We start from the raw sequence: 20,122 nt of genomic DNA on the forward strand, positions 1-20,122 counted from the left end.
TTCCAAAGTAACTTGTGGCCTTAAAGAATCTTCTTGCCCATCAGGTGGTCCAGCGGAATAAACCCGATTTCGCGGCTGTCGCGGCTGTTGTTGCGGTTGTCTCCCATGACGAAGATATGCTTCGCGGGGACCGTCCATTTGCCGTCCGGGGCGTTCATCGCTTCCTTGATGTAAGGCTCGTCCAGAAGCTGTCCGTTGCGGTAAACCTGATGACTCTTGATCTCAATCGTATCTCCCGGCTTGCCGATGAGGCGCTTGACGTAGAACACCTGGTCGTCCGTTTTGCCCGTGATCAGCAAGAACAGCGGATTGCCCATAAAATCGTCCTTGAACGTCCGATCCCGGTCCACCCGGCTGTCAATGATGACGATATCGCCATAATTAGGAACATAAGAGAACGTGTGGGGCAGCTTCGAAACGTAGACGCGCTCCCGGTCGTGCAGCGTAGGATCCATCGAATGCCCGTCCACCTTGTAGGGCTGGAACACGAAGATTCCGATCAGTACGGCAAACACAAACGCAATGGCAAACGAGCCTACCCAGCCCCAAATTTCTTTCAGCCACTTCATGAGGTCTCTCCCTCTCCTTTGCTCCTGTTGATAAAAGCCTTTACCCATTCGGCGATTTCGTCCGGGTTGTTCAGGTTCAGCACGTCCCAAGCCTTCCCGGGCTCCGCCTGGTTAAGAAAGGCGTTCCAATCCTTATTATCCAACTCTCCGTCTCCTGCATCAAAAGGAACCGCCAGGGCGGCCAGTCCGGTCAGCTCCAGACCGAGCTCCAGCTGCTGCCGGGTGCGGGCCACGAGAATCTTGGGGACCGGTTCCCTTTTGTACCCTTCCAAGAGAACCACATCCATCCCGGCAAAAAAAGCGAGCTTCGCCGCCAGCTCCGATGAGGCAGGCGGGCGCTGCAGCATAAGGAGCCCATCCGGTGAATCGAGCACGACCCGGTCCGCGCCAGACCTCCAGTAGTGGTCCGTATCCTTGCCGGAGCTTCCGAGCGACATGCCGTGGACATCGTGCTTAAGCACGCCGACCCGCAGACCGCCTGCCTTAAGCCGGGCGGCGACCTGCACGGCCACGGTCGTCTTGCCCGAGCCGCTGTATCCGACAAAGGCGACATGGGGAACGGTCACTTCGAACGCACCTCCCCGTAGAGCAGGACATCCGCCAGGTCGCCTTCCCGTAGGGAGGCTCCGCCCGGCAGGCGGACCAGCGCGTTCGTGCCGGCGAGGCTGCCGATCATGCCGGCCGACTGGCCGCAGGCCAGCTCCACGAGAAGCCGGCCCTCCTGCAAATAAGCGTGCGCCTGCAGATAGCGGACCGGCTTGATAGGCGGCTTCGGGAACCCGGACACGGACACCGCCTGAACGGTCGGCGGCAGCGGGTCCGGAAGGCCGGCCATCTTGCGGAGGACCGGGACCACGAAGAGCAGAGCGTTGACGAAAGCGGCCGCCGGATTCCCGGAGACGCCGAGCACCGGCTGCCGGCCGCGCAGAGCGAAGCGGACGGGGCTGCCGGGGCGGATCTGGGTCTTCCAGAAGACCGTCCGGGCCCCGAGCCGCTCGTAAACCGCGGGGATCAGGTCGTAATCCCCGACGGATACGCCTCCCGTGGTAACGAGCAGGTCGGCTCCTTCTCCCTCGCTCGTAACCGCGGCCGCCAGCTCGTCGATGCCGTCCGGCACCGGCTTGGCCAGCCGCGGCAGGCCGCCCGCCTCCCGGACGAGCGCCGCCAGCATCCAGCCGTTGGAGCTGCGGATCTGCCCCCTCCCCGGCTGCTCGGTAATCTCCACGAGCTCGGAGCCGGCGGTAAAGATCGCCACGGACGGCCGGCGGTAAACGGACACTTCGGCCCTGCCGAAGGAGGCCAGAACGGCGGCCGCCCCGCTCCCGAGGCGCGTGCCTTTCGTCAGCACCCGGCCTCCGCGGGAGATGTCCTCCCCTCTCCTCGCAATATTTTCTCCTTCGCTTGTCGGCTTCAAGACTCCGACACGCGGGACATTCTTCCGAAACCCATCGGAGGTAGCTTCAAACCGGCACACGGCGTCGGCTCCCGGGGGGATGGGCGCCCCGGTCATAATGCGGGCGGCCTCGCCCGGGCCGACCGGACGGACCGGGTCCTCACCCGCCGCAATCTCGGCGATGACCGTGAGATAGGCGGGGCGGTCCGGGCAAGCGGCCGCCGTATCGGCGCTGCGGACGGCGAACCCGTCCATCATGGAACGGTCGAAGGCCGGCAGGTCGGCATCGGCGTAGAGGTCCTCGGCCAGTATGCGCCCGGTGCAATCTCCCAAGGGAATGAGCTCGGCCGGCAGCGGGTCCACCGCTTCCAGCACAAGCCGCTGCGCTTCCTCAATCGTAAGCGGTTGGGTGTTCAAGGTAGGCCTCCTCCTGCACTAAAACGGATAATGAATGATGGATAAGGCAAAGGCCTGGGCTTTTTTGTATATTATAAAGGACGGGATAAGGGACAACAAGGGAAGGGGCGTTTCCATGGAGAGAAGAGTGACCGTCAGGCGGCCGATCCTGCGCTATGACGGGGAGGCCCTGGGGATGGCGGAGGATGAAATCGCCTCCGAGTATGCTTTGACCGTATGGGTCAATGACGAAGAGTTCGCCACGATGGTTTGCACGCCTGAGCATCTGGAGGAGCTGACGGTCGGCTTTCTGGCGTCGGAGGGAATCATCCGGAAGGCCTCGGACTTGTCCGATCTGACGATAGACGAGTCCCGGGGAATGGCTTACGCCACGGTGCCGTCGGCCCCGGCGTTCACCCGGGACCTCACGCATAAGCGGTACCTGACCTCCTGCTGCGGCAAAAGCCGGTCGTTTACGTTCTACAACGACGCCCGGACGGCCCGGAAGGTGACGGGCAGCGTAACCTTGACGGTCGGGCAGGCCTTTGCCCTGCAGTCGGCACTGCAGGAAGGCTCGTCCGAATTCCGAGCGACCGGAGGCTTTCACAACGCGGCGCTTTGCCGCCCAGAGGGGATCCTCCTGACGAGAGCCGACATCGGGCGGCACAACGCGCTCGATAAGCTGTACGGCCGCTGTCTGCTCGACGGCACGGATCCCTCCTCGCTGGTCATCGCCTTCAGCGGCAGAATGTCCTCTGAGGTGCTGCTGAAGGCCGCGAAGCTCGGCAGCCCGGTTCTCCTCTCGAAGTCCGCCCCGACCGGGCTCGCGCTTGATTTGGCGGAGGAGCTGGGCATCACGGCGGTGGGCTTCATCCGGGGCCGGACGCTGAACGTCTACTCCCATCCGGAACGGATCCGGGTGTAGCGGCCAGCGCTGGGATAGCGCAGGTGACGGCGTGGAGAGTGTGGTTGGCGGCGCTGCATGGGAGAGCGCTCTTGGCGGCACCAGGAAGAGAATGAACAATAGCGTCGGGAAAGTGTGAACACTGGTGCGGCCAAGCGGGAGTAAGCCTCAGCGGGATGAGCGTGACTGGCTTCCCTGACTGGAAAGGATCGGTTAGGCGGAGAGCTTCTGGCAGGCTCCTCAGGAGGAGGCTGGCCCTGGATGGCCGTTCCGCTCCGCCTGCAGAAAGAGGAGAGCCTGCCGGTAGTCCTCCGGCCGGTTCATGTTGAACAGGGCAAGTCCGGCAGGATCCAGCTCGCGGAGCCTTTCCTCCGGGACGACCGCCGGAGCGAGGCTCTCGAGCCAGCGGCCGATGCGCCGGCCTCCTTCGCGGACGTAAGCCTGGAGGCTCTCCAGGCTGTCGGCGGAGTAGACCGCGAAGAGCGGCTCTAGCCGGCCATCCCGCTCCACGGCGGCCGCGGGCCGGCCGGTGCGCTCCGCGGCGGCGAACAGCTCGCGGGCAAGCGCCGCGGACGGGAACGGCAGGTCCGCGGCGGCGGCCAGGTTCAGCCGGTGCGCGGTATGCCGCAGCCCGGCGCCCAGGCCGCCGAGCGGGCCGATGCCGGGCGGCTCGTCCGCGACGGCGCACAGCGGGGCGGGCGGCGTCCGCGGGCGGGGAGCCGGGCCGCCTGCGGCCTGGGCGTCCGCGGGCCGGACGGGCCCTGTGGCGTGGCCGTCCCCACCCGCTAGCCCGGCCTCCCTCCACCGGGAGAAGGCGAGCACCGGCGGCAGCTCGGCGCTTCCTGCCGCCACCCAGACGCCTCGGCACTGCGCGGCGAGGAACGCCGCCATCCGTTCGAGCGAGGTGGTCTCTCCCAAGGGCAGCAGCCTTTTGTCCGTACCCATGCGCGTGCTCCCGCCCCCGGCAATCAGAATGCCGCCGTAGCCGGGCCGGTAGCGGAAACCGGTTTCGGCTGGTTTTCCGTTCATGCAGGCTTCCCCTCCTTCGTTGTTCTTCATTTTAGAGCAAGCCCCCGAAAACTGTCCATTAGAGCGGCTTACCCTTAATTCCGTTAAACGCCAATCCCCTAAAACACCAATCCAATTAATCATCCAAAGGATAGCGGAACTCCAGTTCGCTATTCAACTCCCACAAGCACCCGCTAAAATCTTTGCGGAACTCTGTTCCTCTATTGGAGGACAACCGTGGGCAAATGGCTCCTTCTTCCCCTTTTTGGGGTAAAATAGCGTACCTGCGTTCCTCTAATTTTTTTGCAATACTCCGATTTCTCCGAATAAGGTATCGGAGTTCCTCTATATGCAGCAATCGAAATCTTCCTTGTTCGTGCCTCGCTACTTTTTCGAGGGGCTGGCTAGCCTCCTCCAGCATCCACTCATCCGCCGTTTTCAAGGAACCCTAATGCCCCTCAATTTCCCCACGTCCGCCAATCCTTTAGGACCGGCAAGCGATTCAACTTCCACGTCCGACGTCCCCAGGAAAGCCTCATGCTCATCTTTAGTGTCCACCGGTCTCCACGGTAGCCGGAAAGTTCGACCGAACCGGCCCGCCTTCCGTGTTCATAGAGAAGGCCAGCCGGATCGCCGGCTGGCTCGATTTCTTTTAGACAAATTATGTTACTCAAGTTTCGCACCATCGCACCATTAAACGCCGACATGCACCAGGACGGCAACCATCCCCTGCCCGTTATAGCCGTACACCAGGGCGGATCCTTCCCGGACAGCCGTCAGCACGCCGTCCGGTGTCACCGTCGCAACGGCCGTGTCACTCCCCACCCAGGTGAAGGGGCCTTGAACCGGAAGCGGCTGGGCTTGCTCTGCCGTCAGCTCGTTCAGGCTCGCGGTCTCTCCGACCTTCTTATGCAGGGACAAATCCGCGTCCCCAAAACGGTTCCCCGGCTGAAGTGCCTGATCGGCAATCGCCTGGACCGCCTCCAGCCGGCCTTCGGCTGCCGCCAGGCGGCTGTGGAAATCCGCGAGATGCTCCTTCAGCGCGGAGCTGTCCGTTGGCGGCAGCGCCTCTACCTTGGCAGCCGCTGCCGTCAGGGCTTCCTGAACCAGGACCGCTCCATCTTCCAGCTGCTGCCGAAGCGAATCCCTTTCCGCTTTCCCAGCTGGGGACAGATCGACCGTCTGCAGCGTGGCTGCCAGCTCCTGGAGCCGGCTCTCGGCTGCGGTAACCGACGCTTCCGCCGTGATCCACTCCCGGACTTGGGCGAGCCGTGCGGTCAATGCCGCTTTTTCCGGGCCTTCGGGCAGTTTGTTCACCAGCTCCTCCGCTTGGCCGGCATCGGCGGCAAGCAGGGAGTACTCCGCTTTGGAAACCACCAGTTCGTTCGGAACCCCGTCGGGAGTACCGGCCGCAAAGTACAGCCCATACGGCAAATAGGCGGAAGGCATCACCATCATGCGCAGCCGGTACTCCTTCTCCGTGGTCACCGGCACGACGGCGTTCCGGGCAAAATGATAGTTGTTCGCCGGTCCGTCGTTCAGCTGGTAGTTGACGAAGCCGGGATTGGTCCCGTTGCTTCCGTACAAGGTATGAATCACCGGATAACCGGTTCGGTTCTTCAAGCGAACCTGAACCTCATAATCGATGTACCAGTAAGCCAGACGCACCTTGTTAATCGTAGGGGTGACGAAGCGCACCTCCTGCTTCTCGACAGGCTCGCCTTTCACATTCCACCGGGTATACAGCTTCTCCTGTTCGCCGGAATAGCCCTGATCCCCGAGACGCAGCCCCAGAAAGGGATTGTCGTTCGTCAAAGTAAGATCAATCGTCCCGGTGCGGCCCCAATGATCCAGCACGCCCCGGTAATCGTCAGAGCGGTCGGCCGTCGCATTCGTGCGGGCTATCGTCGGCGTGGTGGCGTACGGAGCGGGGTCCGTCTTGTCCGCCGTCGTGACGACGTGGGAGACGAGAACGCCCGCATCCTGCCCGTCCGCGGCGTTTTCCGCGCTGAACTCAGCAAAATACACTACCGACTCGCCGACTGCCACGTGATCGGCATCGGAATAGGCGAAAGAGTAGGATCCCCCGGCGGGAATCGTGGCCAGCAAGCGCTTGTCCGGCTCCGCATCCATAAAGCTGCGGGTCACTTCGCTTGCCGCTGTGGTGACGGCGGCGTCGGCATAAGCCTCCCTTGTTACATAGAAGTTGACGGCCTGAGCCGACGGATTGGCCACATGGATCCAGAATTTCAGCGGCTGGTTCGTTTTGTTATAGTGGGAGCCCCAGAACCGGAACGGGCCTGTGACGGTATCCCGGTAGAGCGTGGCATTGTACTGCCCCGTAATGACGCTTCCGTCCGCTCTAAGCGCCCCATCCTCGTTAATTGTCTCGGGGGCGTTGGAAACCAGCACCTCTCCCCCCGTCTTTTCAAAAGCCACACCAGGAGCATCAAACGGCAAGTAGGTTCTCGGAAAATTCAGCGGCACTTCTTCTCCCGGCGAGTAAGCCGAAGCCTGCAGCGGTACCGCCGCCAGAGCCACCAGCATCGCGAGACAAATCCAAAGGGACAATCGCTTCATTGTATCTTTCTCCTCCTCCGTCTTAAGTGTTGGAAATTGTTACCTCCCCATCTTAAGCCATTCTTTTCCGGAGAAGGATGACCGGTTTTGGCACTTTCATGACCTCGGGCCGTGCTCTTCCCGCCGTCTCGGGCCAGCCGGTTTTAGCCGGACACGTTTGGAGCAACTTTACTTTAGGAACGTCTGGAAAAAGGTTACACCGTCTGCCTCCCGCTATCCGGTTGACAGGGTCCTCCTCCTGCGCTATACTCCGTTTTATCGCATTTATTCTTACAACCTATAATTTAATAACATCTTCTTATTAAGAGAGGCGGAGGGAAAGGCCCGATGATGCCCGGCAACCGTCTCGTCCAATTTGGACGGGATACTTGGTGCCAATTCCTTCAGGGTCTAACCGGCTCTGGCAGATGAGAAGGGACAATGGACAATAAAGCCCCTTTTTCCCTTGTGAAAAAGGGGCCTTTGCTTTGTCGGCGATAATACCAACTCAAAAGGAGGGATCCTTGCATGATCGAGCTGCAAAGGCTCCATAAAAGCTACCCGGTCGGCACGAAGCTCATTCCGGCTCTTCGCGGCATCGACCTGTCGATCGCCAAAGGCGAGATCTTCGGCGTGATCGGCCATTCGGGCGCCGGCAAGAGCACCTTGATCCGGACAATCAACCTGCTCGAGAAGCCGACCTCCGGGAAGGTCATCGTGGACGGCGTCGAGCTCACCGCCCTCGACGGAAGCCGGCTTCAGGAGCAGCGGCGGCGGATCGGGATGATTTTTCAGCACTTCAACCTGTTGTCGTCCGCTACGGTAGCCGAGAACGTCGCTTTTCCGCTTACGCTTACGAAGCATTCCAAAGCCGAGGTGAAGCACAAGGTAAGCGAACTGCTCGCGCTTGTCGGCCTTGAAGCGCATGCGGACAAGTACCCGGCCCAGCTGTCGGGCGGCCAGAAGCAGCGGGTGGGCATCGCCCGGGCGCTCGCCAACGATCCCCACGTCCTGCTGTGCGATGAGGCCACCTCAGCGCTCGATCCGCAGACGACGAATTCGATTCTCTCCCTGCTGCGCGACATCAACCGCAGGTTCGGAATAACGATCGTGCTGATCACCCATGAAATGCACGTGATCCGCTCCGTCTGCGACCGGCTCGCGGTCATCGACGACGGGCAGATCGTGGAGGAGGGCAAGGTGATCGACGTCTTCCTGAAGCCGGAGCATCCGACCACCCGCGAATTTCTGGAGCAGGTCTCGGATTCCTCCGAGCTTGCCCGTGTCGTGGAAGGGGAGATAGCCTCCGGGAGCCGGAACATCTACCGGATCACTTTTGTCGGGGAACAGACGTACCAGCCGGTACTGGCCCAGGCGATCAAGGAGTCCGAGGCGACGTTCGTCATCCTGCAGGGGACGATCTCGCGGATGAAGGATACGCCGTACGGCCAGCTGGTCGTGGAATTGGAAGGAAGCCCCGTTCAGGTGGAGCAAACGATTGCCGCCTTGGCGGGACGCGGATTGGAGGTGGAGAAAATCGGATGAAAGAGATTAACCTGGAGAACATCCATTGGCCGGATATCGGAGATGCGACTCAGGATACGCTGATTATGCTCGGGCTCTCCACCCTGTTCACCGTTATGGTCGGACTGCCGATCGGCATCCTGCTGTTCCTGAGCTCCCGCGGCCAGCTTCTGCAGAACCGCGTCAGCTACACGGTGCTTTCCCTTATCGTCAACGTGCTGCGGTCCGTGCCGTTCATCATCCTGATGATTCTGGTCATCCCGCTTACCAAAATCCTTGTGGGAACGTCCATCGGGGTTAAGGGAACCATCCCGCCGCTGGTCATCGCCGCCGCGCCCTTCTTCGCCCGTCTCGTCGAAACTTCGCTCCGCGAGGTGGACCGCGGGGTGATCGAGGCCGCCCAGTCGATGGGCGCGAGCCGCTGGCAGATCGTGCGCAAGGTGCTCCTGCCCGAATCCCGGGCCGGCCTGATCGCCGCCATTACCATCACGTGTGTGACGCTGGTTTCGTACACCGCGATGGCGGGAACGATCGGCGGCGGGGGCTTAGGCGTTCTCGCGATCCGGTACGGCTACCAGCGCTTCCAGCCGGAGGTCATGGTCGTGACGGTCGTGATCCTGCTAATTCTCGTGCAGGTGCTTCAAACGATCGGCGACCGGCTCGTCATCCGGTTCAGCCGCAAATAACCGCTGCTCCGGTTGTACAAGCTATATCATCAACGGGCTTTACTATTAACCTAGAGAGAATTTCAAACCATTGGAGGGAACCATTCATGAAAAAACTGCTCGTCCTGCTCTTTGCCCTGACCCTTGTTCTCGCCGCCTGCGGCAGCAAGGATTCCGCTTCTCCATCGTCTTCTCCTTCGGGAGGCTCTTCGGCCGCACCGGCCAAAGCGGCTACCTTGAAGGTCGGCGCCACTGCCGTGCCCCATGCGGAAATCTTGAAGTTCATCCAGCCTAAGCTCAAGGAGCAGGGCGTGGATCTGCAAATTGTCGAGTTCAACGACTACGTACAGCCTAATGTTCAAGTAAACGAAAAGCAGCTGGACGCGAATTTCTTCCAGCATGCTCCCTACCTGGAGCAGTTCAACAAGGACAACAACGCCAAGCTCGTGAAAGTTGCCGGCGTCCACGTAGAACCGATGGGGGCTTACTCCAAGAAGATCAAGAAAATCGACGAGCTTAAGGACGGAGCGACCGTCATCATCCCGGACGATCCGACGAACAGCGGACGCGCTCTCGCTCTTCTCGAGAAGAACGGCCTGATTAAGCTTAAGGAAGGCGTCGGCGTAACCGGCACGGTCCGCGACATTACCGAGAACAAGAAGAACCTCAAGTTCAAGGAGCTCGAAGCCGCCATGCTGCCCCGTACGGTCGACGAAGCGGACCTGAGCGTGATCAATACGAACTTCGCCCTGGACGCCAAACTCGTCCCGACGAAGGACGCCCTGCTCCTGGAAGGCAAAGATTCCCCGTATGTCAACATTCTCGTCGCCCGTGAGGACAACAAAGATTCCGACGCCATGCAGAAGCTGGCCAAGGCCCTCAACACGCCGGAAGTGAAGAAATTCATCGAAGACACCTACAAAGGGGAAGTCGTTCCTGCCTTCTAAGACGAACCCACTTCTCCAGCAAAAACGCCGTTCCCGGCGGTCCTTCGCGGACCTGTTGGGAACGGCGTTTTTGGGTAGGATTAAGACGGAAGAACGAAGGTGAAGGCCCCTTTTTGCTGGTTGTCTGCCGTTTCCATTTTTTCCAGCAGAAGCTCCTTGCGGTAGATGCCGTCCTTCGCATTGCCGGGCTCGCCGGGGAAGAACAGCTGGGTGGTCAGCACCTTCCCCTTCGGGGCCTGCACCTTGACGTGGAGGTGCCGGGTGCGGCCCGGATAAAGGCCGGGCACGACCGTCTCCAGCCGGAAGGCTCCGCTGCTGTCCGTATACTGATGGCCGCGCAGGCGGAAGCCGGTGTTGTCGTAGCTTCCTTTGGAATCGGCCTGCCAGAAGTCCAGCAGCGCCCCCTGGACCGGCTGGCAGTCCCGGTTCAGGACGAAGCCGGACACCGTCAGCTTCACACCGGCCATCCCCTCCTCCAGCAAGGAGGAGCGTTCGGGAGAGTTGGGCGTGGAATACGGACCTTCCGTCACCTCGGGCGTGCCGTCCTCATGGCCGCATGCCGGAGTCGGGGGTAAGGAAGGGGACGGGGTCTGCCCTGCCGTTGGTACGGGTGAGGCGGACGGCTCCTCGGTTCCCCCCATTGAGGAGGCCCGGATTCCGCAGGCAGCCAGAACCGTCGAAGCGAGCAAGGTGATCCCCGCGGCGAGCACCTCTCTTCTGGTCATCCGGCGGGATTCCCACAGGCTGCTTCCTTCCCCGCTCTTCTGGTCTTTGTCTTGGTCTGGGCCATGGTCGTGGTCGTGATAGCGGCTCATTTCGCTCTCCTCCTTCTCTCGCTCCTATACCTCGGCAGCTGAAGAAGCCGGCTTGCGTCTGTTCAGAAGCTTCTCCGCGTAATACGTTAGAATGACGAAGACGCCCAGGATCCCCAAGTACGTAAGCAGCACGTTCCACGGACTTGCGCCCGGGAAGCCGCCCTTGCCGCCTTCGCGGAACGGGCTTTCCTCGCCTCCGCGCCGGGCCGGGCGCCCTTCGAAACCGGCAGCCCCGGTTCCGCCCCCCGTGCCCCCGTCTTTTCCGGCCACGCCGGCTTCCGAGGAAGCCGCTGCTTGGGAAGGAGCGGTACCGGCTCCGCTTCCGTTCGCGGCTCCTTCCGGCGGCATGCCTTCCCGCCTCATGCCCTCCGGCATCCCTTCGGGTCGTCCTCTTCCTTCACCCGGCATTCCCTGACCGGACGAGAAGAGCTGAGTGACGCCCTCCACCCGGTTCAGGAAGCCGGTGCTGTAGATTTGCCAGCCTCCGTACAGGAAGACGAGGAGGGCGGCCGCTTGAACCAGAAGGCCGGCGGTCCGGCGGCCTTTTTCCAGCCGAAAGAGCTTCCTGCCCACATTCATCAGCCACTTCCAATGAAGGCCGACGTGGACGCCCACGATGATAAGGGTCAGGAAGGAGACGGCGATATGGGTCCCCTTGAACCAGCCGACATTGCCCATGTGCAGGTCCCGGAAAACCACCTCCGAGATGAGAATTCCGCTTACGATAATAAAACTCATGCACGCGAGCAGCAGCAGGTTCAGCAAATAGCCGAAGCGGGTGCGCCCCGGCAGCTTCCGGTCGAACAGCTTGCGCGTCACGGTTGCCACCCAGCGCCCGTTCAGCAGAATATGAACGAGGAACACGCCGCCGATGCAGAGCCCGGCGATTTCGTGGAACGCGAGACCGCCCAGCACCCTTTTGTTATACAGCAGCACCAGTGTAACGGCCATCAGGATATCGATGGTGATTTTGACGTATGTTAATTTCTTCAAGTCAGCCAGCCCCCAGCTCCAAATAAGATTGTGCCTTCATCCTACAGGGGCAAGCTAAACCTGTGCTGAGCGCCGGCTGAAGATTTGCTGAAAATGCGGCTCAAAGCGACAAAGCGAAAACCTCCTGACGTTTCACCGCCTCGTATCCGATTCTTTGGTAGAACTCGTGGGCTTCCTTCCTTTGGCTGCCCGACCGGATGCGCATCATCCGGTATCCGCTCTCCCGGGCCCACTGCTCGCTCCGCCGCATCAGCTGCTCTCCCACCCTCTTCCGGCGCTGGGTGCCATCCACCACCAAACCGCCGATTTCCGCAAACGGCGGGGATTCGATCAGATGACGGCCGTGGACATGAACCCATCCGGCAAGCCCGCCTCCTTCGGCTTCCTGGACATAAACGGCATGATCCCTGTCTGCCAGCAGTCTTTCCAGCCGTTCTCCGGCCTCAAACTCCGTTATTTCATAGCCCAGCTGTGAAGACAGCCTAGCGACCTCCCGGGCATCTTCCTTAACCGCTTCTCTTATCATGGTCCTTCCTCCCTGGCCTTGTGTTATCGGCTTTTCTTTTCGGCTTACGGCAAGCTTACCAGATCGCCGCCTCGCGGTGAATGGTCCTTCCCTCATGCCTTCCCCACAGCAAAAAGCCCCGCTCCCCCAGGAGCCGGGCTGCTTAATGCCTCATACGCCAGCTTAAACCTGCTTCACACTCTCCGCCTTCCAAAACACGACCCCTTGGTCCGCCAGCCGCCGGTGAAGCTTGGGGATGGAGATGCCCGGGAAGTCGACGCCCTCTTCGAGCGCGCACGCCGCTGCGGCTCCAGCAGCCTGGCCGAGCGCATAGCAGGTCGCCTGCACGCGCATGGACGACATGGCGACGTGGGTCGCGGAGATCGACCGGCCCGCCACGAGGAGCCCTTTTACCCCTGTTGGAAGCATGCACCGGTACGGGATGTCGTAGCCGCTCAGGCTGCGTTCGTCGGTTGTTTTGGCCCCGTCCGGGCTGTGGATGTCGATCTCGTAATTCGTTTGGGCCACCACGTCTTCGAACCTCCGTCCGCTCGTCAGGTCGTCTTCCGTCAGTGTATAGCGGCCTTCGATCTGGTTCGTTTCCCTGACCCCGACCTGGCCGGGAATATGGGAGAGGACGTAGGTCTCAAATCCATTCCGCTGCAAATAGTGGGCCACGGAGAAAACCTGCCGAAGCGCTTCCTTCTCCGCATGGTTGATATCCTCAAGCTTGGCTCCGTTCCCCCGTACCCGGGTCATGTTAACAAGCAGGGTGCCGTCCTGGTTCTGCTCCCAATAAAGGTGCCTTCCCTGCGGGAGCTCGCTCATGGATTCATAATAATAGGCGTCCTCCGGAAGGTAAGGGGTGACCGGCTTCCCCGTATTCTGCATCATGAACATCAAGGTCATCGGCTGGGTCAGCCCGTCTCCTTCCCGCCCCGAATGGATCGGCACCCCGGCATCCTGGGCGACCCGCGCATCCCCCGTGCAGTCGATCACCTTGGCGCCGAGAAAAGCCCGGAGCCCCTCTCTTGTGTTTGCGACGATGCCCGTAACCGTATCCCCATCCATCACCGCCGAGGTGAAGCTCGCGTGGTAATAGACACGTACCCCTTCCTTCTCGAGCTTGCTGTTCAAGTAATGACGCAGCACGAACGGCGAATACTGCGGCCAGATCGAGCCCTCGTGGGAATCCGGGAGCCGGTCCGGAAGCACCTCGGCGATAATTTCCCGGTAAATCCCCGTTACGTTGCCCACGCCCATAAAAATACTGACGTTGCCGAGCGTGCCCATGCCGCCCAACTGGCCGGAATGCTCCAGAAGGATGACCTTAAGTCCGCTCCTCGCTCCGCTGATGGCGGCGGCGCATCCGGCCGGCCCGCCTCCCACCACGATAAGATCGGCTTGGTCGTGAACCGGAACCGTTCTCTCCATCCGTACCTTAGCTTGATCCATTCTTGTATCCTCCCCTTGCACCGATTTGCCCTCATTATAGGCAGGGAGACCGTTTTAATATAGTTTCATTTTTGTTACATTTAAACGGATAAACCAAGCCACGGAAAAAGGAGGAGACAAGCATGACCCGCCGAAAAAAGGTCACTCTCCGGATGATCGCCGACCGCCTTGGGGTAACGGTCCATACCGTATCCAAAGCCCTCCGCGGGCTTCCCGGAATGTCCGAGTCGACCCGCCGGGAAATCAGCGAAGCCGCCCGGGAGCTCGGCTACCGGACCAAGGCCCAGGCGGCCGGCTTGTCCGCCGAGCAGATCCCTTGGCCGGGGGCGGGCAAGCCCCGGCGGTTCGCTTTGCTGATGACCGGAGAGGCTCCCTTTCATCACCTTCAGGTCGAAGGGCTGCACCAGCGGCTGCACGAGCTCGGTCATGTTCTGACAACCGTGGTGCTTCCGAAGCCGCTGCAAACGGAAAGCGGGCTGCTCGAATGGATGGAGCGCAGCGGCCTCCTGTTCCTGGACGGGCTGTTCCTTCCCCCGGGTTTACCGGAGTGGATGGAGCTTGCTCTCGTCCGGCTGCCGCTCCCCGTCGTGATGATCAACTACCCTCCGGACGGCAGCCTGGCGGACAGCGTCATCTGGGACGTGCAGCACGCCGTCCACCTTAGCCTTAACCAGATGTACGAAGAGGGCCACCGCCGCATTCTTTTTGTCGGCGATACCCGGACCCAGCGCGGCTTCCGGCTCCGCTGGCAGGCCTTCCTCGATGCCTGCCAGCGGCTTGGCCTGCCCATGAGCCCGGACGAGCACGTGACCGGGCCGCCCGGAACGGGAACGGACTGGCTGAACAGCTTGACCGCCAAGCTCGCGGACGGCGGCTACACCGCGGTACTGTGCGCCTTGAACCGCGACGTCACTTGGGCGGCCGTCGCCTTGGAGAGGGCCGGGCTAACCGTGCCGGGCCACGTTTCGCTGATCGGAACCGATCATGAAGCTCATCCAGCCTATCCCGGGTTAACCCGCCCGGTGCTGCTGGTCCGTGAGGCGGCCGAGCGCGCCGCCGAGCTCATGTTGAGGCGGATCGGCAGCCCGCTTCTTCCGTTCGAGCATGTGAGGCTGCGAGGGGGCGCCTTCTTCCGCGGAGAAACGCTGGGGCCTCCCCCTCGGGAGAGCCGGCAACTAGCGGGCGGCCGCGAAGGCTGACCTTCGCCGGGTCCGCGGATAAGGGGCGACCTTTCCCGCGGACAACGCACGGTCCCCCCGCTTCCCGGTGTCCCGCCCGAACGGATGCTCCCTGGTCCTCCGTGCCTGCACTAGCTGCGGCGGAAGACCGTTTTGCGCAGCACGAGCGGAAGCCCGCCGATGGTGAACAGGTAGCCGGCATCGGCGAGCAGCTTCAGCACGTAGGCGAGCAGGCCGGTGACCGCTCGGCCGCCGACGACGCCGATGGCCTCCGCGCGGCCGAGCGTAGCCACCGTCCCCCGATGGTCGTAGCGGAACGGGGGAAGCCGGCGGCCGTGCAGCTGCGCCAGGAGGCTGTCGGCGGCGTAGCGGCCCTGCTGAACGGCGATCTGAGCCGTCGGCGGGTAGGGGGTCCCGCTCGGCCCTAGGACGAGGGCGCTGTCGCCGACGATGAACACCTCGCGGTGCTGCCTTGACCGGAGGCACGGGTCGACGGCCACCCGGCCCCGCGCCGTCTCGAAGCCCGCCTCCTCAAGGAGCCGGTTGCCCCGGACGCCCGCCGCCCAGATGACGGTCCCGGCTGGAATGAATTCGCCGTCCGAGAGACGGACGCCCTCCGGCGTGCACTCCCGGATGGAGGTGGTGAGCTTAAAGGAGACGCCCTTCGCAGTCAGCTTCTCCATTCCGTAGCGTACGAGCTCCCGCGGCATGCCGGGCGGCAGGGGCGCCGCCCCCGCCTCGATGCTGCAGATGCGCACGAGCGACGGGTCGACGTCAAACAGCCGGCAAAGCTCCGGCATCTTGTCCGCCAGCTCTCCGGCAAATTCCGTGCCGGTGAAGCCGGCTCCGCCGACCACGAACGTCAGGTAGTCGAGGCGCTTCGGCTGGGTTTTGTACTTCGCGAGCATGTAACGGATATGCTGGCGGATCAGGCGCACGCTGTTCGTGCTGCGAATCGTAAGCGCATGCTCCTTCAAGCCCGGGATGCCGAACATCTCCGGCTCGCTTCCGAGCCCCGCGATGAGATAATCGTAGCGGAGCACGCCCCGGTCGGTGACCACTTTACGCTCCGTCGGCTCCAACCTCTGAACCTCCGCCTTAAGCAAACGGGTCCGGCGGCTGTTAAGCATCTCCTTAAGGTCGACCCTGGCGTTATCCGGATGATCGGTGCCTGCGGCGGATTTGTGCAAATGGGTGGTCAGCGTGTGGTAGTCATGCTTGTTGACAAGCGTGACCTCCGCCTCTCCCCGCCTCAGTTTCTTCTGCAGCCGGAGCGCCGCGGCCAGTCCGCCGTAGCCCGCTCCCAGGATGACGATTCTCTTCGGGTTCCCCATTGCCTTCACGCCTTTCCGGATGGGTTCGTGCCCACTTCGGTGATGTACTTCCATCATACGAAGCCGGGCGCAAAAGGTTCATGGAGAAGCCGGCGTCTCCTCCGTCTTCGTCAGCCGCACCCTTTCCCTTAAGCTTTAACGCGGTTTCCGTTGGAGACCCCATCCTGTCAAGTGTTACCTGGCAGGATGGGGTAATCTGGATAACCCTTTTCCTGCAAAAAGCCCGCCTGTCCCTAATCCCGGACGGCGGGCTTCTGTTTACTCCTATAACCATTAACGCCTATATAAATTTCATAAGTTCTGCGGCGCGCCCTCAAGCAGAGCCTGCCATGCCGCTATCGGCTGCCTTGCGGAAGAGGCCTGCCGGCAAGCCGGGCCGGGCCTCTTAACGGCCGGCGGCCCGCAGTCCGAGAGCGAGCGACCCGGCCAAGCCGGCATTGTCGCCCAAGCCCGGCGGCACGATAAAGCTGTCCAGGCCGCCGCTCAGTTCGGGAGCGTTGACGTACCCGTTCAGGTTCCGGGCCACCTCCCGGCGGATCAGCGGGAACAGCTGGCTCTGGTGCATGACTCCCCCGCCGAGAATGATTTTCTTTGGGGACAAGGTCAGCACGGCGTTCGCGATCGACTGGGCGAGGTAGAACGCTTCGATCTCCCAGGCCGGATGATCCTCGGGAAGCTCGGTGCCCTCCACTCCCCATCTCTTCTCGAGAGCCGGCCCTGCGGCCATTCCCTCCAGGCAGTCGCCATGATACGGGCACACTCCCTCGAAGCGGTCTTCCGGGTGGCGCCGGGTCAGCACGTGTCCGCCCTCCGGATGCACGAGCCCGTGGACGAGCCGGCCCTCCATGTAGACGCCCACTCCGATGCCGGTACCCACCGTGTAGTACAGGCAGCTGTCCAGCCCTTGGGCCGCCCCCCAAACGGCTTCTCCGAGAGCGGCCGCATTCACGTCCGTGTCCCAGCCGAACGGCACGTCGAACTCCTTGCGCAGCGTAGGAAGGAAGGGATAGTGGCCCCATCCTTCCTTCGGCGTAGTCGTGACATGGCCATAATGGGGACTGGACGGGTTCAGGTCGATCGGTCCGAACGTACCGATGCCGATTGCCTCCACCTTCTTGTCCCGGAAATACTCGATAACCCGGGGCAGCGTGATTTCCGGACGCTCCGTCGGGAAGCTTACCCGGTCTATAATTTCTCCTTGTTCATTGCCGATTCCGCAGACGAATTTGGTTCCGCCGGCTTCTACCGCTCCTGCTATCATCTTTACTCCTCCTGTGTCCAAGCCGATTTCATCCGCCATAGTTCGAGTGATACTACCTTGGCCTCTTCGGGTCCCCATACGCGAAGGCCGAGAGAATCCTCGCGGCTCGTGTAGGCCCTTGTGGTCAAGCTCTTTAATCCGTTGGCATAAGCCTCGATCATGGAACGGTCCACATAAACATGGAGCCGCAAATTCTCTCCGGCCAGCTCGAGCCGGCCCCCTTGGATGCCTCCGCACCGCTCTCGGGGATCCAACGTCGTTCTCGTCCGGTCCACGAAGAGACTGGATTGATTCCAGTCGTAGCCAAGCAGCGTCTCCTCTTCCCCGCCCGGGGAGCGCTTCAGCTTCAATCCAAGGATCCGGCCGCTTCCCGAGCAGACGGCATTAGCGGTTCCCGCCGGCCTTGGCGTCACCGCCGGGTCCGTTCCCCCGAAAGAGCCCGAAAGCTCTTGGGAGGCAGACGCATGGGAACCGGCAGCCGTCTTCTCCCTGTCCGGCCAAGCTTCCAGCTCCACCCGGATTTCCAGCATGTCCTCTTGGATCGTTTGCAGCCGCTCATTGGCTTCACGTACCGTTACGTTTTCCAGTGAAACGAGCTTCTCGGCCCGAAGCTTCTCCAGCTCATGAATCGGCTCAAGGCCGAGGCGGCCGTCCTCCCGGAGGTAGACATGCAGAGGGAGCCCTCCGTTGTGGGCCCAGCCCGCCCGGAACTCCGCCTCCGCCGTTCTATCCCCTTGCGCGATGGTGAAGACGAGGCTCCTCCCGGTAACGGGATCGACCATCCCGCTCGGCCCTGTAAAATGAAAGTCCCCCACATCGATCAGCTGAGGCTCCTCCTGATCGGGACGGAAGGAAACGGTTACCGGATCGAAGCTGCCGATCCAATAGAACACTTCCACGTCCGCCCCCTCCCCTACAGGGGAAACGAGAAACAGGTGCTTCTCTTCGCCATCCCGGTCCCGCCCCAGGGGCAGCAGCACCGGAAGCTCCCAGACGGGTCCTAGGTAAGGGTATTTTTGCCGATCGACCGTACGAAACAGACCGTGGTTCCTCCAGCTTATCATATCCTTGGAGGAATAGGCCACCACCGTGCCGTTGCCTTTCACAGTCCCCGACCCGATCAGCAAATACCAGGTGTCTCCTGTCTTCCAGACAAAAGGGTCGCGAAAATCCCCGGTCAGCTTCTGGGCCGGGTCCTGGATAAGAATCGGGTCCGGATAGACCTTCCAATGAACCAGGTCGTTGTCCAAGTTGTCCCGGTACGTGCTTCGGGCGAGCCCGACCCGCTGGTTGGGATGGACGCTGTCATTCCCCGCCGTGAAGAACAAGGCCGGTTCACCCTCCGCATCATAAGCAGCACTTCCGGACCAGACCCCATCCGGGTTAAGTCCGTTGTTCTCCGGAGTTAGGGCAACCGGAAGGTCCCGCCAGTGGACTAGGTCCGGGCTCACCCAATGGCCCCAATGAAGATAATGAAAGAACGGTCCTTTCGGATTGTGCTGGTAGAAAAGATGATACTGGCCGTTGTAATAAACGGGGGCATGGGGCTCATTCATCCAATGGGCAGGCGGGCTGACATGGTACTGCGGACGGTGGCGGTCCCCGGCCAGCAGGCTCCTGTCGAGCTTAAGCTCCTCGTAAGGGATCCGGGGATGGACGCCTCCATGCGGGAGCAGATCCTCTGCATATTGACGCTTGACCTCTTCCACACTTAAGGCGCGGGTGTAAAGCTTCAGCTCGTCCATCAGGCCGCTGAACAGATGGAAGGAGAAAGCCCCGGCGAAAGGCGTTCCCTCCTGGTTCCGTCCGATAAGCAGGTCAACGGCGGCCGGGGATACGTTCCGGCCCCCCGGAATTCGGCGGCAGGCGGCTTCCTCGCCATTATGGTACAGCTTCATCTCCCCGGTTGCCGGAGTATAGGTGGCCGTTAGAAAAGCCCACTCCCCTTGAACAAGCGGAACCTTCTCCGCCCACACTTCCTCCCAGCTCTCTCCCGTACCAAGCTGAAGGGACCAGGCTCCGTGACGAAACAGACCGAGAAGGAATCCCTGCTTCCGCTCCCGGTCGTGCTGGCTAAGGATCGCCGTCAGCTTCCGGTCCACTCCCCCCTCAAAAGCACGCGGGGCGACCCAGACGGAAATGGTCAGCTCCCCGGTCACGGACACCGCTTGATCGGCCGGGCGTCTGATCCAGGTGGAATAGCCGTCAAACAGCAGCGCCTTGTTGTGGATCCCTGTCCTCCAGGCGGGATCCATCCGTCTTTCTCCTTCCGTCTTCAAGAACACGTAATCGATGGGATCGGCACGCCCGCCGGCCACATCACGTGCCACTGCCCCCCTTCCTTCGTCAAAGGGCCAATGGGCGGCGAGTGCCTTATCCGCCAATGTCGTTCTGCTTTCCTGTTGAATTTCATGCTCATCCGATGTTTTTCCCGCCGACAAAGTTACCGGATTGGGCACTAGTCCTGCCCTGGGGGTGTTTTCCCCGCTTGTCATGTCCACCCTCTCCTTCATTCGCTTCTTCTTTCAAGAGACGGCGAAAGACGGGAATCTTCCCCGTCCTTCGCCGTCTGGTTGTTCTGCAATTCGTCAAAGTGTCACCGTGCTCTCCGGAACC

Annotated in this window: 17 protein-coding genes and 1 riboswitch; of the genes, 5 read left to right on the forward strand and 12 right to left on the reverse strand. The window is 61.6% G+C overall.

The window, feature by feature from the left end; translation table 11 throughout:
- Positions 1 to 20 precede the first annotated feature (20 nt).
- The 3 genes from lepB to MJA45_RS23510 are packed head-to-tail and all read right to left on the reverse strand — an operon-like array spanning position 21 to position 2,379.
- The gene (gene lepB, locus MJA45_RS23500) at positions 21 to 569 is read right to left on the reverse strand and encodes a signal peptidase I (RefSeq protein WP_315604325.1); all 549 of its coding nucleotides are present in this window, start codon (positions 567 to 569) and stop codon (positions 21 to 23) included.
- Entirely contained in the window at positions 566 to 1,135 is a 570-nt protein-coding gene (mobB, locus tag MJA45_RS23505; protein ID WP_315604326.1) for a molybdopterin-guanine dinucleotide biosynthesis protein B, read from the reverse strand. The genes lepB and mobB overlap by 4 nt, the downstream gene beginning before the upstream one ends.
- On the reverse strand, positions 1,132 to 2,379 hold the full coding sequence (locus tag MJA45_RS23510) for a molybdopterin molybdotransferase MoeA (RefSeq protein WP_315604327.1): 1,248 nt from the start codon (positions 2,377 to 2,379) through the stop codon (positions 1,132 to 1,134). Before MJA45_RS23510 ends, mobB begins: the two co-directional genes overlap by 4 nt.
- Before the next feature lie 115 nt (positions 2,380 to 2,494).
- Between MJA45_RS23510 and fdhD the strand changes: the two genes are divergently transcribed.
- The gene (gene fdhD, locus MJA45_RS23515) at positions 2,495 to 3,283 is read left to right on the forward strand and encodes a formate dehydrogenase accessory sulfurtransferase FdhD (RefSeq protein WP_315604328.1); all 789 of its coding nucleotides are present in this window, start codon (positions 2,495 to 2,497) and stop codon (positions 3,281 to 3,283) included.
- 219 nt (positions 3,284 to 3,502) lie between these two features.
- Here fdhD and mobA read toward each other — a convergent pair whose 3' ends face one another.
- Together mobA and MJA45_RS23525 are read right to left on the reverse strand one after the other, a co-directional pair.
- On the reverse strand, positions 3,503 to 4,414 hold the full coding sequence (gene mobA / locus MJA45_RS23520) for a molybdenum cofactor guanylyltransferase (protein ID WP_315604329.1): 912 nt from the start codon (positions 4,412 to 4,414) through the stop codon (positions 3,503 to 3,505).
- Between the two features lie 549 nt (positions 4,415 to 4,963).
- Positions 4,964 to 6,850 (reverse strand): hypothetical protein, encoded by a 1,887-nt coding sequence (locus tag MJA45_RS23525; RefSeq protein ID WP_315604330.1) that lies wholly within the window; start codon positions 6,848 to 6,850, stop codon positions 4,964 to 4,966.
- A gap of 295 nt (positions 6,851 to 7,145) precedes the next feature.
- A riboswitch (SAM riboswitch) is annotated at positions 7,146 to 7,264 on the forward strand.
- Between the two features lie 93 nt (positions 7,265 to 7,357).
- Here MJA45_RS23525 and MJA45_RS23530 point away from each other — a divergent pair.
- The 3 genes from MJA45_RS23530 to MJA45_RS23540 all read left to right on the forward strand — a co-directional run bounded on the left by MJA45_RS23530 (position 7,358) and on the right by MJA45_RS23540 (position 9,965).
- Complete coding sequence (locus tag MJA45_RS23530; RefSeq protein ID WP_315604331.1) at positions 7,358 to 8,374, forward strand: methionine ABC transporter ATP-binding protein; 1,017 nt, start codon at positions 7,358 to 7,360, stop codon at positions 8,372 to 8,374.
- On the forward strand, positions 8,371 to 9,039 hold the full coding sequence (locus MJA45_RS23535; protein ID WP_315604332.1) for a methionine ABC transporter permease: 669 nt from the start codon (positions 8,371 to 8,373) through the stop codon (positions 9,037 to 9,039). Before MJA45_RS23530 ends, MJA45_RS23535 begins: the two co-directional genes overlap by 4 nt.
- 86 nt (positions 9,040 to 9,125) lie before the next feature.
- Positions 9,126 to 9,965, forward strand: coding sequence for a MetQ/NlpA family ABC transporter substrate-binding protein (locus MJA45_RS23540; RefSeq protein WP_315604333.1), 840 nt, complete (start codon positions 9,126 to 9,128; stop codon positions 9,963 to 9,965).
- An 80-nt stretch (positions 9,966 to 10,045) separates the two neighbouring features.
- Here the strand turns inward: MJA45_RS23540 and MJA45_RS23545 are convergent, their stop codons facing one another.
- The 4 genes from MJA45_RS23545 to MJA45_RS23560 form a co-directional block, all read right to left on the reverse strand.
- Positions 10,046 to 10,780: a dioxygenase family protein gene (locus MJA45_RS23545; RefSeq protein ID WP_315604334.1), complete on the reverse strand. Its 735-nt coding sequence runs from the start codon at positions 10,778 to 10,780 to the stop codon at positions 10,046 to 10,048.
- Positions 10,781 to 10,804: 24 nt separating this feature from the next.
- Positions 10,805 to 11,773, reverse strand: a complete 969-nt coding sequence (locus tag MJA45_RS23550) for a DUF4405 domain-containing protein (protein WP_315604335.1) — start codon at positions 11,771 to 11,773, stop codon at positions 10,805 to 10,807.
- A 100-nt stretch (positions 11,774 to 11,873) separates the two neighbouring features.
- On the reverse strand, positions 11,874 to 12,299 hold the full coding sequence (locus MJA45_RS23555) for a GNAT family N-acetyltransferase (RefSeq protein ID WP_315604336.1): 426 nt from the start codon (positions 12,297 to 12,299) through the stop codon (positions 11,874 to 11,876).
- A 162-nt stretch (positions 12,300 to 12,461) separates the two neighbouring features.
- A complete protein-coding gene (locus MJA45_RS23560) occupies positions 12,462 to 13,733 on the reverse strand; it encodes an FAD-dependent oxidoreductase (RefSeq protein ID WP_315604337.1) in 1,272 nt (423 codons plus the stop codon).
- 122 nt (positions 13,734 to 13,855) lie between these two features.
- Between MJA45_RS23560 and MJA45_RS23565 the strand changes: the two genes are divergently transcribed.
- Entirely contained in the window at positions 13,856 to 14,932 is a 1,077-nt protein-coding gene (locus MJA45_RS23565) for a LacI family DNA-binding transcriptional regulator (RefSeq protein WP_315604338.1), read from the forward strand.
- A 110-nt stretch (positions 14,933 to 15,042) separates the two neighbouring features.
- Here MJA45_RS23565 and MJA45_RS23570 read toward each other — a convergent pair whose 3' ends face one another.
- The 3 genes from MJA45_RS23570 to MJA45_RS23580 form a co-directional block, all read right to left on the reverse strand.
- Positions 15,043 to 16,245 carry an NAD(P)/FAD-dependent oxidoreductase gene (locus MJA45_RS23570; RefSeq protein WP_315608091.1) on the reverse strand — a complete coding sequence of 401 codons (1,203 nt, stop codon included), beginning with the start codon at positions 16,243 to 16,245 and terminating at the stop codon, positions 15,043 to 15,045.
- 385 nt (positions 16,246 to 16,630) lie between these two features.
- Positions 16,631 to 17,506 carry an ROK family protein gene (locus tag MJA45_RS23575; RefSeq protein WP_315604339.1) on the reverse strand — a complete coding sequence of 292 codons (876 nt, stop codon included), beginning with the start codon at positions 17,504 to 17,506 and terminating at the stop codon, positions 16,631 to 16,633.
- Positions 17,507 to 17,508: 2 nt separating this feature from the next.
- Positions 17,509 to 20,001, reverse strand: a complete 2,493-nt coding sequence (locus MJA45_RS23580; protein ID WP_315604340.1) for a GH32 C-terminal domain-containing protein — start codon at positions 19,999 to 20,001, stop codon at positions 17,509 to 17,511.
- Positions 20,002 to 20,122: the final 121 nt, after the last annotated feature.

The organism is Paenibacillus aurantius, assembly GCF_032268605.1.
GTDB lineage: Bacteria > Bacillota > Bacilli > Paenibacillales > NBRC-103111 > Paenibacillus_AO > Paenibacillus_AO aurantius.

Bases quoted from the DNA above. Each gene is read 5' to 3' on its own strand.
- MJA45_RS23555 (WP_315604336.1), bottom strand. From the start codon at position 12,299: ATGATAAGAGAAGCGGTTAAGGAAGATGCCCGGGAGGTCGCTAGGCTG.
- MJA45_RS23565 (WP_315604338.1), top strand. From the start codon at position 13,856: ATGACCCGCCGAAAAAAGGTCACTCTCCGGATGATCGCCGACCGCCTT.
- MJA45_RS23580 (WP_315604340.1), bottom strand. From the start codon at position 20,001: ATGACAAGCGGGGAAAACACCCCCAGGGCAGGACTAGTGCCCAATCCG.
- MJA45_RS23545 (WP_315604334.1), bottom strand. From the start codon at position 10,780: ATGAGCCGCTATCACGACCACGACCATGGCCCAGACCAAGACAAAGAC.
- MJA45_RS23535 (WP_315604332.1), top strand. From the start codon at position 8,371: ATGAAAGAGATTAACCTGGAGAACATCCATTGGCCGGATATCGGAGAT.
- MJA45_RS23570 (WP_315608091.1), bottom strand. From the start codon at position 16,245: ATGGGGAACCCGAAGAGAATCGTCATCCTGGGAGCGGGCTACGGCGGA.
- fdhD (WP_315604328.1), top strand. From the start codon at position 2,495: ATGGAGAGAAGAGTGACCGTCAGGCGGCCGATCCTGCGCTATGACGGG.
- mobA (WP_315604329.1), bottom strand. From the start codon at position 4,414: ATGATTAATTGGATTGGTGTTTTAGGGGATTGGCGTTTAACGGAATTA.
- MJA45_RS23530 (WP_315604331.1), top strand. From the start codon at position 7,358: ATGATCGAGCTGCAAAGGCTCCATAAAAGCTACCCGGTCGGCACGAAG.
- MJA45_RS23525 (WP_315604330.1), bottom strand. From the start codon at position 6,850: ATGAAGCGATTGTCCCTTTGGATTTGTCTCGCGATGCTGGTGGCTCTG.
- lepB (WP_315604325.1), bottom strand. From the start codon at position 569: ATGAAGTGGCTGAAAGAAATTTGGGGCTGGGTAGGCTCGTTTGCCATT.
- MJA45_RS23575 (WP_315604339.1), bottom strand. From the start codon at position 17,506: ATGATAGCAGGAGCGGTAGAAGCCGGCGGAACCAAATTCGTCTGCGGA.
- MJA45_RS23560 (WP_315604337.1), bottom strand. From the start codon at position 13,733: ATGGATCAAGCTAAGGTACGGATGGAGAGAACGGTTCCGGTTCACGAC.
- MJA45_RS23540 (WP_315604333.1), top strand. From the start codon at position 9,126: ATGAAAAAACTGCTCGTCCTGCTCTTTGCCCTGACCCTTGTTCTCGCC.